The organism is Nisaea sp., assembly GCF_965216895.1.
Lineage (GTDB): Bacteria > Pseudomonadota > Alphaproteobacteria > Thalassobaculales > Thalassobaculaceae > Nisaea.
On record NZ_OZ244205.1, the window covers coordinates 2,831,198 to 2,845,158 of the forward strand.

Genomic DNA, 13,961 nt, shown 5'->3' on the forward strand with positions numbered 1-13,961 from the left:
CTATTCCGCCTTCTTCCAGTCAATGACAAACGCATTGGCGATCAGCGCGATGACGATTGCAGAGCCGAAGAAGATCACGTCGCGCAGATCGATGACGCCGCGCTGGATCGCGTCGAAATGGGTCAGGAAGCCGAAACTGGCGATCGCCTCGACCAGCCCCCCCGGTGCCCACTTCTCGAAATAGTTCAGCAGGATCGGCGAGCCCGCGACGGTGAAGAGAAAACAGACCGCGGCGGCCACGACGAAAGCGATCACCTGGTTCTTGGTCATCGCCGAGATCAGCGATCCGATCGCGAGATAGGCGCCGGCCATCAGGTAGCTGCCGATATAGGACGCGAGGATCACCCCGTTGTCGGGATTGCCGAGGTAGTTCACGCTGATCCAGAACGGACAGGTCAGTGCCAACGCCACGCCGGTGAAGGCCCAGGCGGCGAGGAACTTGCCGACGACCGCCTCGAACATGCTGATCGGCAGGGTCAGGAAGAGCTCGATCGTGCCGTGCCGCCGGTCCTCGGCCCAGAGCCGCATCGAGAGCGCCGGCACGAGAAAGAGGTAGAGCCAGGGATGAAAGCCGAAGAACGGCCGGAGGTCCGCCTGGTCGCGGGCGAGGAAGCCGCCGACAAAGAAGGTCAGCGTTCCGGCCATGACGAGGAAGATGACGATGAAGATATAGGCGAGCGGCGTCGCAAAATAGGCGCCGAACTCTCGCCGGAAGATTAGGCCGATATTACGCATGACCCGTCACCTCGCGGAAATAGTCGTCGAGACTGGCGGCGCCGGAGCGCGCCTTCAGGTTCTCCGGCGTGCCGTCGGCGAGCACCCGGCCGCGGGCGATGATCATCGCCCGGCTGCAGACCGCGTCGACCTCTTCCAGGATATGGGTGGAGACGACGATGCATTTTTCCGCCGCCATGCTCGTGATCAGGTTGCGGACCTCGTGTTTCTGGTTCGGGTCGAGTCCGTCGGTCGGCTCGTCGAGGATCAGCACCTCGGGATCGTGCACCAGCGCCTGCGCGAGGCCGACCCGCCGCTTGTAGCCCTTGGAGAGCGTCTCGATCGGCTGCATCACGACCTGCGTCAGCCGGGTCTGCTCGATCACCCGTTCGACCGCGTCCTTCACCTCGCTATCCGCCAATCCTCGGATACGGGCGACGAAGGACAGGAAAGAGAGCGGGGTCATGTCCGGATAGGCCGGCGCGCCCTCCGGCAGGTAGCCGATCGCGGCCTTCACCGCCTGCGGCGCCGAGCGCACGTCATGCCCCGCAACCACGGCGGTGCCCGAACTCGGAGCGAGAAAGCCCGAGATCATTTTCATCGTGGTCGATTTGCCGGCTCCGTTCGGGCCGAGAAAGCCGAGCACCTCGCCGCGTCCGACCTCGAATTCGAGGCCGTCGACGGCGGTGATCGGCCCGAAGCTCTTGGTCAACTTCTGGATCGATAGTAACGCGCTCATCTCTTGCGAACTTGGTCCCTATCTTCAGCCGCGATTTCCCCAACCCCTGCGATGTACCTGAAATTCGGGAAGAATCAAAGAATTGGGTTTTCCCGGATCATACCTATCTAATATCCTTTTGGCCCGACGCGGATTCCGGAGCGGAACGCTTGAGCGACAACTCTTCCCGACCGCGCGGCCGGAGCAAGATCTCGGTCCGACGCGCGCAGACCGTCTCCGGACTGATTCTCTTCGCCTATGTCGCCCACCATCTGTTGAACCACAGCCTGGGCATCGTTTCGATCGACGCTCTGGCCACGGTCGGACGCTGGTTCGTCATTATCTGGCACCATCCGGTCATGACCCTGGCGCTCTACGGTGCCTTCACCGTTCATTTTCTCGGCGCGCTCTATGCGGTCTACCGGCGCGACTCTCTGAGGGGGATGAACCGGGCCGAAATCATCCAGCTCGCGCTCGGCCTCCTGATTCCGGTCTTCCTGATCGCACATGCCGTCGGGACCCGCGTCCTGGGCGAATTCTTCGACGCCAATCCCTCCTACCTTTATGTTCAGCTCACGGTCTGGAAGTTCGTCCCGCATTACGCGGCCAATCAGGCGATCCTGCTGCTCGCGGCCTGGACCCACGGCTGTATCGGGCTGCATCTGTGGCTCCGCTACCGACCCGGCTACCGGCGGCTCCTGCCCCTCTGGCTGACCCTCGCGGTGCTCGTCCCGACCCTCTCGCTCTCCGGCTTCATTGCGTCGGGAATGGATGTGCTGCGGTTGGCGGAGGACCGGGCCTGGCTGACGCAGGCGGTCGCCTCCTTCGAGTTGCCGCGGGGCGAGCGGGCGCGGGACGTCGTGCGTCTGGTGGAGCGCATCGAGTACGGCTATTTCGGCCTCGTATTCTTCGCCTTCGCGGCGCGCGCCTTGCGTCTCCATCTGAGGAGAAAGCGCGAGCCCGACGTCACCCTGACCTACCATACCGGACAGAAAGTCGGCCACCGGCCCGGCGCGAGCATCCTGGAGTCCAGCCGGTCCGCCGGCATTCCGCATGCGTCGGTCTGCGGCGGGCGCGGGCGCTGTTCGACCTGCCGGGTGCGGATCGGCAGCGGCCTGAAGGCCCTGCCCCCGGCCTCCGAACTGGAGCAGCGCGTGCTGAAACGGATCGGTGCACCGGACAATGTCAGACTCGCCTGCCAGACATTTCCGGACGTGGATTTGGAAGTGACGCCGCTGCTGCCACCGGCCCAGGCAGGCGTCGAGGATACCGGTATCCGGCCGGAATACCTTGCCGGGCAGGAACGCGACATCGTCGTGCTGTTCGCCGATATCAGGGGGTTCACCAGGCTGTCGGAACAGCGCCTTCCCTACGACACGGTCTTCATCCTGAATCGTTACTTTTCCGAAATGGGTCACGCCATCGAAGAGGCGGGCGGACGCATCGACAAGTTCATCGGCGACGGCATCATGGCGCTGTTCGGCGTCGATCGCGGCCTCGAGACCGGCGCGCGCAATGCCATCGCCGCCGCCCGCGGCATGGCGGAGAATCTCAAGCGCCTGAACGATAGCCTCTCGGCGGATCTCAGCGAACCGCTTCGCATCGGTATCGGCATTCATGGCGGGCCGGCGATCGTCGGAGAACTCGGCTATCGGGCAACCCGCGGCCTCACCGCTGTCGGCGATACGGTGAACACGGCGAGCCGGCTCGAAGCGCTGACCAAGGAACACGGGGTCCAGCTGATCGTCTCGAAGACGGTCGTCGATGCGGCCAACCTCGTGCTCGAACAAGGGGAAGCCGCCGAGATCGCCGCACGCGGTCGCGAGCAACGCGTCCCCGTCCTGCTGATCGCGGATGCCTCGACCCTGCCGGCCCTCAGCCCCCTCGCGGCCCGCAGGTAACCCCGGCGGGCAAGCGTACCGCCAGGGTGCTTTGGGAGTCTTCCTCAGACGTCGCGCGCAGAGCGCAGGAAATGCCTCGGAGCCGTTCCAAATGCTTTGGAGAACGCCGCCGAGAAGGCACTCGGACTGCGGTAACCGCACGAAAATGCGACATCGGTGATCGACCGCCCCGCGGAAAGCCGTTCCAGCGCCCCGATCAGCCGGCACCGCTGGCGCCATTCGGAAAAGGAAAGACCGGTCTCGCGCATGAATATCCGGGTCAGGGTCCGCCCGCTCGCGCCGGCCTCCCGCGCCCAGTCGGAAAGCTCCCGTGCATCGGATGGATCCGCGATCAAAGCGACCGCCACGCGCGCCGCGCGCCGGTCGAACGGAACAGGCAGGTGAAGGTCCGCCGGTGCCAGATCGCCCAATTCGTCGGCAATCACCGACGCGAGACGCCGGTACCGGTCCGGGCCGCTTCTCCCCAACCGGTCTCTCAACCGGATGATGAGTTGCTTCAGAAGCGGCGTGATGGAAACGACGGCGCATCGGTCCGGAATGGCAATGTCGGGCTCGCCGTCGCGCGGGGCGCGGATGTAGAGCGAGAGAAAATTGGCGTCACTGATCGCATGCACCCGGTGCGGCACCCCGGCAGGCACCCAGACCGCCATGCCGGGAGGCACGGACCAGTTGCCTTCGGCGCTCCAGACCCGGAGCAGGCCGCTCTCCGCATGGACGAACTGAGCCCTGTCATGGTGATGCAGACCGGTGTCGTGTCCCTCGGCGAAGAAGGTTCCGAACGCCAGAATCTGCGGTGCCTCCGGCGGGAGCGCGTCGAGCGCCGCCCGGATCGGCGAAGATTGTCCGTTACTCGATGATTTTTGACTTTCCATCGCGAGACAGACCTTACGCTGCATGCCATGCTTCAACCAACGATATTTGGGAGGTTACCGATGGATCCCCGCCGCTTGCTGCTGCTCAATCTCGGGCATGCGCTCGATCATCTGTTCATGCTGCTCTTTCCAGCCGTGGCCGCGCTCGCCGCCACCGATATCGGCGACAGCTACGGTTCCGTTCTGGTGCTTGCGACCGGCAGCTTCATCGCCTTCGGCGCCTGCTCGCTGCCGGCGGGCTGGCTCGGCGACCGATGGGGGCGGGAACGGATGATGACGATCTTCTTCCTAGGTATCGGCGGCGCCGGCATCCTCGCCGGGCTGGCGACGTCCTTCTGGCATCTCGCCGCGGCCCTCACGCTGCTCGGCGTGTTCGCCGCGATCTACCATCCGGTCGGCATCGCCATGGTCGCCAAGGGCGGCGGCAATGTCGGTCGCCGGCTCGGGGTCAACGGGGTCTGGGGCAATATGGGCGTGGCCGCGTCCGCGCTCGCCATCGGTGCCTTTGCCGATTTCGCCGGCTGGCGCACCGCCTTCTTCCTGCTCGGCACGCTCTCGATCCTCGCCGGTCTCTCCTGGATGCGGCTCAGGTCGGTGCCCGTCGAGGAAAACGCGGCGACAAAGACCGCCGACCACGGTCCGCCCGCACTCGGCTGGCAGCGCGTTCTGCTGGTGATCGGCATTTCGGCGGCGATCGGCGGCTTCATCTTCAATGCAATGACCGTCGCCCTGCCGAAGGTGCTCGACGACCGGCTGGCCAACTTCGCTCTCTCCGCGACCGAGATCGGCGCTATCGCGAGTGCGGTCTACGCGGCCGCGGCCTTCTCGCAGATCGTGGTCGGGCGGGCGATCGACCGTCACGCGATCAAACCGATCTTTCTCGCGGTCACCGCGGGTCAGGCAGCCGCTCTGTTCATCGCCATCAATCTCGACGGCTGGGCCATGGTGGCCGCCTCCGCGGCAGTGATGGTGCTGGTCTTCGGCCAGATCCCGATCAACGACACGCTGGTCGCCCGCTATACGCCAGACCGTTGGCGCGGACAGGTCTATGCCGTGAAATACGTGCTGACCTTCACCGTTTCGGCCGCCGTGGTGCCCGGTCTCTCCTGGCTCTACGACGAAGGCGGCGGCTTTCCGGCGATGTTCCTGGCCGGCGCCGTGGCGGCGGCGGTGATCACCGCCACCGTCACACTGCTGCCGGGAAAACGCCCCGCCGCGGTCGCGGCGGCGGAGTAGCCGTACAGGCCTAGACTTTCCGCATATCGGCGAGGAACTGCTGCACGACCTTGTCGAGATCGCCGGACTTGGCCGCCACCAGCTCCGATGCGCTCAGCACCTCGCCGGAGATCGCCGTGGTCTCCCGCGTGGCCTCGCTGACTCCGCTGATATTCTCGTTCGCGGAGCCGGTGCTGGCTGCGGCATCGCTGACGTTCCGGGCGATCTCCTGGGTTGCCGCACTCTGTTCCTCGACCGCCGCCGCCACACCGGCGGAGATCTTGTTGATATCCTCGATCAGTTCGGCGATGTGCTGGATCGAAGATACGGTCTGCTGGGTGTCGTCCTGAATGGTCTGCACCTGGCTCGAAATCTCCTCGGTCGCCTGCGCGGTCTGGTTCGCGAGGTTCTTCACCTCGGATGCAACAACCGCGAAGCCCTTGCCGGCCTCCCCGGCGCGGGCCGCCTCGATGGTCGCGTTCAGCGCCAGCAGATTGGTCTGTTCGGCGATATCCGTGATCAGCTTCACCACCTCGCCGATCTTGGCGGAACTTTCCACCAGCCGGCCGACCAATTGCCTGCTGTCCTCGGCATCCGCAACCGCCCGGTCGGCCGCCTGGGTGGAGCGGGAGACCTGCTGCGAGATCTCCGTGATCGAGGCAGAGAGTTCTTCCGCCGCGCTGGCGACCGTCTGGACGTTCTCGGTTGCCTGGTCCGAAGCGGAGGACGCCATCCCGGCCATGTTGCTCGAACGGTCCGCCGTCGCGGTCAGGCTGTTGGCGGAGCCGCGCAGGGTTACTGCCGCTTCCGAAACCGATTTCAGCGTCTCGGAGGCGGAGCTGTCGAATTTCCGGGTCAGCTCCTCGATCTTGCGGGTGCGCTGCTCGCGCCGCTCCTGCTCCTTCTCGGTCTCCCGCTGGAGTTCCTCGTTCTTCAGCATGCCCTCGCGGAAAACCATGACCGCTTTGGCCATTTCGCCCATCTCGTCGGCCCGCTCGGTCATCGGCACGTCCGTGCTCGAATCGCCTTCTGCGAGCCGGGCCATGACCTCGGTCAGCGCTTTGACGGGACGTGAAATTCCCCGTGCGATCAGGAATGCGGCCGCCAGTCCGAGAAAAACACAGATCAAGGTCACCGCAACGGTCAGGATCCCCGTGTTCTTGATGCCCTCCAGAGCCGCGGTGCCGAGCAGGTCCTGCTCGTTGCGGATGGCCGCATTCGCTTCTGATGCGGCGGCGAGGATCCGCTCTCCGGACGGCTTGAGTTGCTCGTCCAGAACGGTGTTGAGCGACACGAACAGGTCTCGGACCGTGATCAAACCGGTCTGATAGGCCGCCACCCGGTCCTTCAGTTCCTGGATCAGGGCCTCATCCTGACCAAACTGCAGGTTGCCGATCAGATCCTCGAGCGCGACGGCGAGCGGTTCCATTTCCGCCTCGACCAGCTTGAAGGTCTCGGCGTCGTTGTCGAGCAGGTATCGGTTCAGATCGGCGCGCTGGATCAGCAGGCTGCGCAGCACGAGTCCGGCCTTGTAGGCGGCCTCTGCGTCGTAGGCCTCGTTCGCGTCGGCCATGATCTGGGAAAGCTGCGTCTCCAGGTCCGCCCCGAGCCGGTTCACCTCGCCGATGGCGACGTCACGCTTCTGCCGGTTTTCGACAACGGCATCGAACGCGGCGCGATATCCCGAGAGCCCGGATTGAATGTTCGAGATCCGTTCGCGCCGCCGGTCCGTCTGCGCGCTGTTTTCCGCCACCCGGAGCTCGCGTCGGACGGCGGAAATCTTGCTGAGTGCGTTGTCGGCGGATTCCTGGCGGCCGTCGATCACGAACTGCTTCACGCTGCCGTCTGCCAGCAGCAGCTCGGCACGCGCGTTGGTCAGCTGGCCGGCCTGTCCGGTGAGAAGCTGATAGCGCGACAGCGCCTGGCCGGCTTCCCAGAAACCGAATAGCGAGGCCAGGCTGTTCAGGACCAGCAGCAGCAGGATACCGCCGATCCCCATCAGCAGTTTCGTGCCGAACTTCATATCGTTGAACTTGGAGAACATCGTCCCCGTCTCCTCCGTGGATGGTCTTTGTGCCGGTATCGCGAGCCTCGTTTGAGAGATAGCGTCCATGGCTTCGTTCAGGTTCAGAAAATTTGTCGAAAAATATTCTAAATCACTGATTTTCCATTATTATCTGGATTTTTCCCATATTTTCTCTCGACATGCAATGCTACGACGTAATCTGCCGCAGAAAACAATCCGGACTGGCAACGAAGCATAGGGGAGCGACGTAAATGAGTGGTAAAGAAGTCTATGAAGTTTTCGCCATACGGTATGCGCACAACGCGACGCGCATGCGGGCCGAGAATTTTGTCTTTGCGGACGCGCATGACGTCCCGATGCCACTCGACTATTTCGTCTGGGTGATCCGCAATGAAAACAGGACCTTTGTCGTGGATACCGGCTTCGGCGAGGTCGCGTCCCTGAAACGCGGCGCCCCGCTGCTGCGCTCGACGACCGAAGCCCTGGCCCTGGTGGGGATCGATGCCGCAAAGGTCGAGGACGTGATCCTGACACACATGCATTACGACCATGCCGGCGGCATCGGCGAGTTTCCGAATGCGACCTTCCATATCCAGGATTCCGAGATGGCCTTCGCCACCGGGCGCTGCATGTGCTTCGAGGCGATCCAGCGCCCGTTCGAGGTCGAGGACGTGGTCGCCATGGTGCGCAAGGTCTATGGCGGGCAGGCGAAGTTCCATGACGGCGATGCGGAGCTGGCGCCGGGCGTCAGCATCCACAAGATCGGCGGGCACTCGGCGGGGTTAATGTGCGTGCGCGTCTGGACGGAGCGCGGCTGGGTCGTGCTGGCTTCGGACTGCGCGCATTTCTACGAGAACATCCGCGAACGCAAGCCCTTCGTGATCTGCTACGACCTCGGCGCGATGATGAACGGCTTCAATACCATCGAACTGCTGGCGGACAGCCCGGACCATATCGTGCCGGGCCACGATCCGCTGGTGATGGATTACTATCCGGCGCCTTCTCCGGAGCTGGAAGGCGCGGTGGTGCGGCTGGACGTGATGCCGAAGACCGGGTGAGGACGCGCCCTCAGATTTCCCTCAGGAAATCGTCGACCTCGACCTGGTAGCCCTCGATCAGCTTGTTGGTCTGGTTGAACATTCCGATCACGGCCATCAGCTCGCCGTACATTTCCTCGGTCATGCCGTGGCCGCGGGCCTGGCGAGTGTGGGAGCGGGTGCAGTACTCGCAGCCGTTGGTCGCCGAGACCGCGACCGCGATCATCTCCTTCGTCCGGGCGTCGAGGGCACCCGGCGCCATGACCTGCTTCAGGCCGTACCAGACCCGTTCGAGGGTCGGCGGATGGCTCGCCAGCGTGCGCCAGACATTGGGAATGAAATCGATGTTCCGGCTCGACATGATGTCGTCATAGACCGCGCGGACCTTCTCGCATGCATCCTCGTACGCCACCGGCTTGACCGTTGCGCTCATCTGTTGCCCCTCCTGGACTCGGGAAAGACGGCGGGCCGGGATGCGGCCCGCCGGCCCGGTCAGTACATGTGCTGACCGCCATTGATCGACATGGTCGAGCCGGTGACGAAGCCCGCATCGTCGGCGCAGAGGAAGACCACACCGCGGGCGATCTCGTCGGCATGGCCGAGCCGGCCGACCGGCACCCGCGCGACGATCTTCTCCAGCACGTTGGCCGGCACCGCCGCGACCATGTCGGTATCGATATAACCCGGCGCGATGGCGTTCACGGTGATGTTGTAACGCGCACCTTCCTGGGCGAGCGCCTTGGTGAAGCCATGGATGCCGGACTTGGCGGCGGCATAGTTCACCTGGCCGTACTGCCCGGCCTGGCCGTTGATCGAACCGATATTGACGATGCGCCCGAACTTCCGCTCCCGCATGCCCTCGATGACGTTGCGACACATATTGAAGCAGCCGCCGAGATTGGTGTCGATGACCTCCTGCCACATCTTGTGATCCATCTTGTGGATCGTGCCGTCGCGGGTGATGCCCGCATTGTTCACGACAATATCGACGGGGCCGAGATCAGCTTCCACCTGCTTCACGCCGGCGGCGCAGGCCTCGAAGTCCGAGACGTCCCACTTGTAGCTCTTGATGCCGGTGCGCTCGGTGAAGGCCTTCGCCCGTTCCTCGTTGCCGGCGTAATTCGCCGCCACGGTGCAGCCCGCTTCCTTGAGGCCAAGGCTGATCGCCTCGCCTATGCCCCGGGTCCCGCCCGTTACGATTGCGACACGTCCCATTGTTCCCTCCGATTTCCGTTGATCGAATTCAGACCGGGAGCTTGCGGAACCGGCCCCTCCGGTTCCGTCTCCGGTTCTGTCGGTTCTGTATCAGTCGCGGGCGACGCAGAGCGCGACGCCCATGCCGCCGCCGATGCAGAGAGTCGCGAGACCCTTCTTCGCATCCCGCTTCTGCATTTCATGCAGCAGGGTGATCAGCACGCGCGCGCCGGACGCCCCGATCGGGTGCCCGAGAGCGATCGCGCCGCCATTGACGTTCACCTTTGCCGGGTCCCAGCCGAGATCCTTGTTCACGGCGCAGGCCTGTGCGGCAAAGGCTTCGTTCGCCTCGACCAGATCGAGGTCGTCGGCGGACCAGCCCGCTTTCTCCAGCGCGGCACGGCTGGCCGGAATCGGTCCGCTGCCCATGATCGAGGGATCGACGCCGCGGGTGGCGAAGGAGACGATCCGCGCAAGTGGCGTGATTCCGCGCTTGTCCGCCTCGGCAGCGCTCATCAGCACGGTGATCGCCGCGCCGTCATTGATTCCGGACGCATTGCCCGCGGTGACGGTCCCTTCCTTCGTGAAAGCCGGGCGCAGCTTGCCCAGCGCCTCGATGGTGGTGCCGTGACGCGGATGCTCGTCGGTATCGACAACCGTCTCGCCCTTGCGGGAGGTGATCGTTACGGGAACGATCTCATCCTTGAACTTGCCGGCTTTCTGCGCCGCCTCGGCCTTGGCCTGGGAGGCCTGGGCGAATGCGTCCTGCTCCTCGCGGGTGATCTGCCACTGGGCCGCGACATTCTCCGCCGTGTTGCCCATGTGATAGCCGTTGAAGTGATCCCAGAGCCCGTCCTTGATCATGGTGTCGATCAGCTGCACGTCGCCCATCTTGTAACCGTTGCGCAGGCTCTGGGCATGCGGTGCGTTGCTCATGCTCTCCTGCCCGCCGCAGACGACGATCCCGCTGTCGCCGGCGCGGATCGCCTGGTCGCCGAGCGCGACGGCGCGCAGTCCGGAGCCGCAGACCTGGTTGATGGTGAGCGCGGTGCGCTCCTTCGGAATGCCGGCACCGATCGCCGCCTGACGCGCCGGGTTCATGCCCGCCGCCGCGGTCAGCACCTGCCCGAGAATGGCCTCGTCAACCTCTTCGGCCTCGACCTTGGCGCGGCTCAAGGCCTCCTTGATCGCGATCACACCGAGATCGGCTCCGGAAAGCGGACTCAGGCCGCCGCCGAACGCCCCGATCGGGGTCCGTGCGGCCCCGGCAATCACCACTTCGGTCATAGTCTCTCTCCCTCGCGCCGACCTGGGCGCTCCTTGCCAACAGGAAAGACCGCCGCCTGGCGGCGGCCCGTTCGAAGCACCGTCACACAATAGCCTCTTACAGGCAATTCACGACCGCTGCTTTGTTCCAGATCAAAATTGCGAGGTCTCTCGATAAAGCAGCGGAAAGGCGCTGAAGACTCCCGGGTCCGTCACCGGCGCGGCCTGACGGACATGGCGCGGGCCGACTTCCGAAAGGGAAGTCGCGCCGAGCAGGGCGACCGCCGTCTTTACCTCGTCGCGGAGCAGCGAGAGCATACGCAACACGCCGGCCTCGCCGGCCGCGGCCAGGCCGCAGCAGAACAGGCGTCCCATGCCGACCGCATTGGCCCCGAGCGCGATCGCCTTCACCAGATCGGTTCCGCGCTGGATCGAGCCGTCGACGACGATCTCGGCCCGGCCCGCGACCGCGTCGACAACCTCCGGCAGGACGTCGAGGGCCCCGCGCCCGTGGTCGAGCTGGCGCCCGCCATGGTTCGAGACATATACGACGTCGACGCCGCGTTCGACCGCCATGGCCGCATCTTCCGCCGTGGCGATCCCCTTCAGGATCAACGGAATGTCGTAGCGCTCCTTGAAGCGCTCCACGTCCTTCCAGTTCAGCGCCGCCTGCCAGTCCGCTCCGGCCCCGGCGCGCCAGGGTTTCACGAAGCGGGCGGCGATGTCGCGCTCGCGGCGGCTGTAATAGGCGCTGTCGACGGTCAGCGAGACCGCAAAACAGCCGGCATCCTTCGCCCGCTGTACCTGCTCGTCCAGCCAGCCGTCGTCGCCGCGCTTGTAGAGGGCGGAGATCAGCAGCCCGTCCGCGGCGGCGGCGACCTCCTCGATCGGAATGGTGCCGACATTGCTCAGCATGAGGGCATTGCCGAAGCCGGCCGCGGCCCGCATCGCGGTCCTGCCGCCGCCGGGCTCGAAGCTTTCGAGCGATCCCACGGGCGCCAGCAACACCGGCAAGGTCATGTCCTTGCCCAGCAGCCGGCCGCCGACGGAGACCTCGCGCATATCGTTCAGGACCCGCGGCCGGAAGGCGACGCTGTCCAGCGCCTGGCGGTTCCGCTTCGCGGTGGTCTCAGTCTCGGTCGCGCCGCGCAGATAGTTCCAGATGTTCGGATCCAGCGCGTCCTCAGCCGCCGCGACGATCTCGTGCAGGCACAGAAACCGCTCCGTCGGATCCGTATTGTCCGCCTCGTTCATGCCGGACACCGCGATACTCATACTGTGTACTCCTCCATCCACGCGCCGAGCGGTTCCCAGACCGCCCTCTTTGCATTCGTACTTGCCATCATGCCCACATGACCAAGCGGCACATGCAGAGTTTCGGCATGCGGTAAAAGTCCACCGAGGGGTTCCGCCGATGGCGGTGGGACGATCCTGTCGCGCGACGGAATGATCACTTTTGCCGGCAGGGTGATCTGCCCTGGATCGACGGTCCGGCCGGCCACCTTCCAGAGCAGTCGGGCAGGCTGGTTCTCACCGTACCAGCCGAGCAGCGCTTCCGCTGCGACCGGCCCCGCGAGCGGCACACCGTCGTTCAGCCAATCCTCGAGCGCGACGAAATCTTCGGCCGCCGCGCCGTCCGCCTCAAGTTCGCGGAAGCGCAGGAACTTCTTGATCACCAGCATCGGGTCGAGCATGTGGAACAGGGCCTGCAGCAGATCGGTGCCGATCACCCTGCCCTGGTCGGACGCCAGCAGCAGCAGCGGACGGATGAGCGGCAGGAAGGCGGCGACCGGCGGCGCCCCGGCGGCGAAATCCCATGGCGTCGCCAGCAGGCCGAGGGCCCGCATGTCGCGCTGACGGCGGGCCGCCAGCGCGAGCGCAAGCAGGCCGCCCATGCAATAGCCGAGAACGAGGGGCGGCTGCCCGGTGATGGCGCGCACCGCATCCAGGCAGGATTCCAGACGGCCAGCGATATAGTCCGTCAGATGAAATCGCGCTTCCTCGTCACCGGGACGCCCCCAATCGATGACGAACGGGCGATAGCCCCTTGCCTCGAGATCGCGAAGCAGCGAGCGGTCGGATTTGAGGTCGAGGATATAGAACCGGTTGATCAATGACGGAATTACCAGGACCGGCGGACCGTCGAGGTTGCGCGTGCCATAATCGAGCAGCGATGTGGTCCCGGCGCGCCAGGCCACGGGCGCCGGTTCCGTCTCGCGACGATAGGGATGCTTGCGGTAGACCAGGATCGCGTCGAGCAGGTCCTGGCTGCGCTCCAGGATCGCTCGATCGACCGCCGCGACAAAGTCGTGCCAGGCGTCCCTCTCGTCAGGAGCGTCTCTTGCGGCTGTCGACCCGCCGTTTTCTTTCAGCTGCCGTTCCAGATCCTGCTGCACGCTCTCGAGCGCGGGATTCCACGCCGGCAAGCCGTTCCTCAAGCTCTCTGACGCGAGCCGCGAGCCGCTCCAGTTCAGCATCGCGGTCGTCAGGTACAGCGGCAGGGGCCGCGGACCCAGCCGCCCCGGACTGTCTGCTGCGGTTCCCGTCGTCGCCACCTGCATCTCCCATCCCGCTTGCGCCCCGCGCGCGGCTGGCGCCGCCCGCCCGGTAGTCCGGCGAGAAACCGTCCTCCGGCCGCTCCGGGGCCGTCCGCGACGCGGCACCGTGGGCGACCGGCATGAACATCGCCGTCCATTGCTCGGCCATGGTGCGCATCTCGGGATCCCGTGCCAGCCGGCTCGCCTGATCCTGCCAGAGGTCAAGAAAGCTGCGGGCCAGCGCATCGTAGTCAATCTGTTTCGGCATGCGTCCCGAACCGCCAATTGTCCGCCAGCTTGATGTGCGCGTCCAGCGCCGCGCAAATCCTGAACGCCTGCGCGGAAATCCGCAATCGTCGCGGCAAAATTTCAATTGCCGGAAAGATCATCGCAATATTTCGCATTGCAACGAAAGATTTTCCGAATAGGCTTTTCCGTAGTGCGATGCAAAATCGTCAATCATTGCGCTGCGAAATTGTAG

Annotated in this window: 14 protein-coding genes; 3 read left to right on the plus strand and 11 right to left on the minus strand. The window is 64.9% G+C overall.

The window, feature by feature from the left end:
* Both ACOOE1_RS13680 and ACOOE1_RS13685 read right to left on the minus strand, forming a co-directional pair.
* Complete coding sequence (locus ACOOE1_RS13680) at positions 1–735, minus strand: ABC transporter permease subunit (RefSeq protein WP_420402753.1); 735 nt, start codon at positions 733–735, stop codon at positions 1–3.
* A complete protein-coding gene (locus ACOOE1_RS13685) occupies positions 728–1,453 on the minus strand; it encodes an ABC transporter ATP-binding protein (protein WP_420402754.1) in 726 nt (241 codons plus the stop codon). Before ACOOE1_RS13685 ends, ACOOE1_RS13680 begins: the two co-directional genes overlap by 8 nt.
* A 149-nt stretch (positions 1,454–1,602) precedes the next feature.
* Between ACOOE1_RS13685 and ACOOE1_RS13690 the strand changes: the two genes are divergently transcribed.
* The gene (locus ACOOE1_RS13690; protein ID WP_420402755.1) at positions 1,603–3,333 is read left to right on the plus strand and encodes an adenylate/guanylate cyclase domain-containing protein; all 1,731 of its coding nucleotides are present in this window, start codon (positions 1,603–1,605) and stop codon (positions 3,331–3,333) included.
* Between the two features lie 44 nt (positions 3,334–3,377).
* On the opposite strand, the gene ACOOE1_RS13695 is transcribed toward ACOOE1_RS13690, so the two are convergent.
* Positions 3,378–4,229: an AraC family transcriptional regulator gene (locus tag ACOOE1_RS13695; protein WP_420402756.1), complete on the minus strand. Its 852-nt coding sequence runs from the start codon at positions 4,227–4,229 to the stop codon at positions 3,378–3,380.
* Positions 4,230–4,265: 36 nt separating this feature from the next.
* Between ACOOE1_RS13695 and ACOOE1_RS13700 the strand changes: the two genes are divergently transcribed.
* On the plus strand, positions 4,266–5,441 hold the full coding sequence (locus tag ACOOE1_RS13700; RefSeq protein WP_420402757.1) for an MFS transporter: 1,176 nt from the start codon (positions 4,266–4,268) through the stop codon (positions 5,439–5,441).
* Positions 5,442–5,451: 10 nt separating this feature from the next.
* On the opposite strand, the gene ACOOE1_RS13705 is transcribed toward ACOOE1_RS13700, so the two are convergent.
* A complete protein-coding gene (locus tag ACOOE1_RS13705) occupies positions 5,452–7,464 on the minus strand; it encodes a methyl-accepting chemotaxis protein (protein WP_420402758.1) in 2,013 nt (670 codons plus the stop codon).
* A 233-nt stretch (positions 7,465–7,697) separates the two neighbouring features.
* Between ACOOE1_RS13705 and ACOOE1_RS13710 the strand changes: the two genes are divergently transcribed.
* Positions 7,698–8,504, plus strand: a complete 807-nt coding sequence (locus ACOOE1_RS13710; protein ID WP_420402759.1) for an N-acyl homoserine lactonase family protein — start codon at positions 7,698–7,700, stop codon at positions 8,502–8,504.
* A gap of 10 nt (positions 8,505–8,514) precedes the next feature.
* On the opposite strand, the gene ACOOE1_RS13715 is transcribed toward ACOOE1_RS13710, so the two are convergent.
* The 7 genes from ACOOE1_RS13715 to ACOOE1_RS13745 all read right to left on the minus strand — a co-directional run bounded on the left by ACOOE1_RS13715 (position 8,515) and on the right by ACOOE1_RS13745 (position 13,869).
* Positions 8,515–8,916: a carboxymuconolactone decarboxylase family protein gene (locus ACOOE1_RS13715; protein WP_420402760.1), complete on the minus strand. Its 402-nt coding sequence runs from the start codon at positions 8,914–8,916 to the stop codon at positions 8,515–8,517.
* A gap of 59 nt (positions 8,917–8,975) precedes the next feature.
* Positions 8,976–9,698: an acetoacetyl-CoA reductase gene (phbB, locus tag ACOOE1_RS13720; protein ID WP_420402761.1), complete on the minus strand. Its 723-nt coding sequence runs from the start codon at positions 9,696–9,698 to the stop codon at positions 8,976–8,978.
* Between the two features lie 90 nt (positions 9,699–9,788).
* A complete protein-coding gene (locus tag ACOOE1_RS13725; RefSeq protein WP_420402762.1) occupies positions 9,789–10,964 on the minus strand; it encodes an acetyl-CoA C-acetyltransferase in 1,176 nt (391 codons plus the stop codon).
* A gap of 132 nt (positions 10,965–11,096) precedes the next feature.
* Entirely contained in the window at positions 11,097–12,218 is a 1,122-nt protein-coding gene (locus ACOOE1_RS13730) for an alpha-hydroxy acid oxidase (RefSeq protein WP_420402763.1), read from the minus strand.
* Positions 12,215–13,369 carry an alpha/beta fold hydrolase gene (locus ACOOE1_RS13735; RefSeq protein WP_420402764.1) on the minus strand — a complete coding sequence of 385 codons (1,155 nt, stop codon included), beginning with the start codon at positions 13,367–13,369 and terminating at the stop codon, positions 12,215–12,217. Before ACOOE1_RS13735 ends, ACOOE1_RS13730 begins: the two co-directional genes overlap by 4 nt.
* On the minus strand, positions 13,272–13,748 hold the full coding sequence (locus ACOOE1_RS13740) for a hypothetical protein (protein WP_420402765.1): 477 nt from the start codon (positions 13,746–13,748) through the stop codon (positions 13,272–13,274). Before ACOOE1_RS13740 ends, ACOOE1_RS13735 begins: the two co-directional genes overlap by 98 nt.
* Positions 13,732–13,869 carry a hypothetical protein gene (locus ACOOE1_RS13745; protein WP_420402766.1) on the minus strand — a complete coding sequence of 46 codons (138 nt, stop codon included), beginning with the start codon at positions 13,867–13,869 and terminating at the stop codon, positions 13,732–13,734. Before ACOOE1_RS13745 ends, ACOOE1_RS13740 begins: the two co-directional genes overlap by 17 nt.
* Between the last annotated feature and the right edge of the window lie 92 nt (positions 13,870–13,961).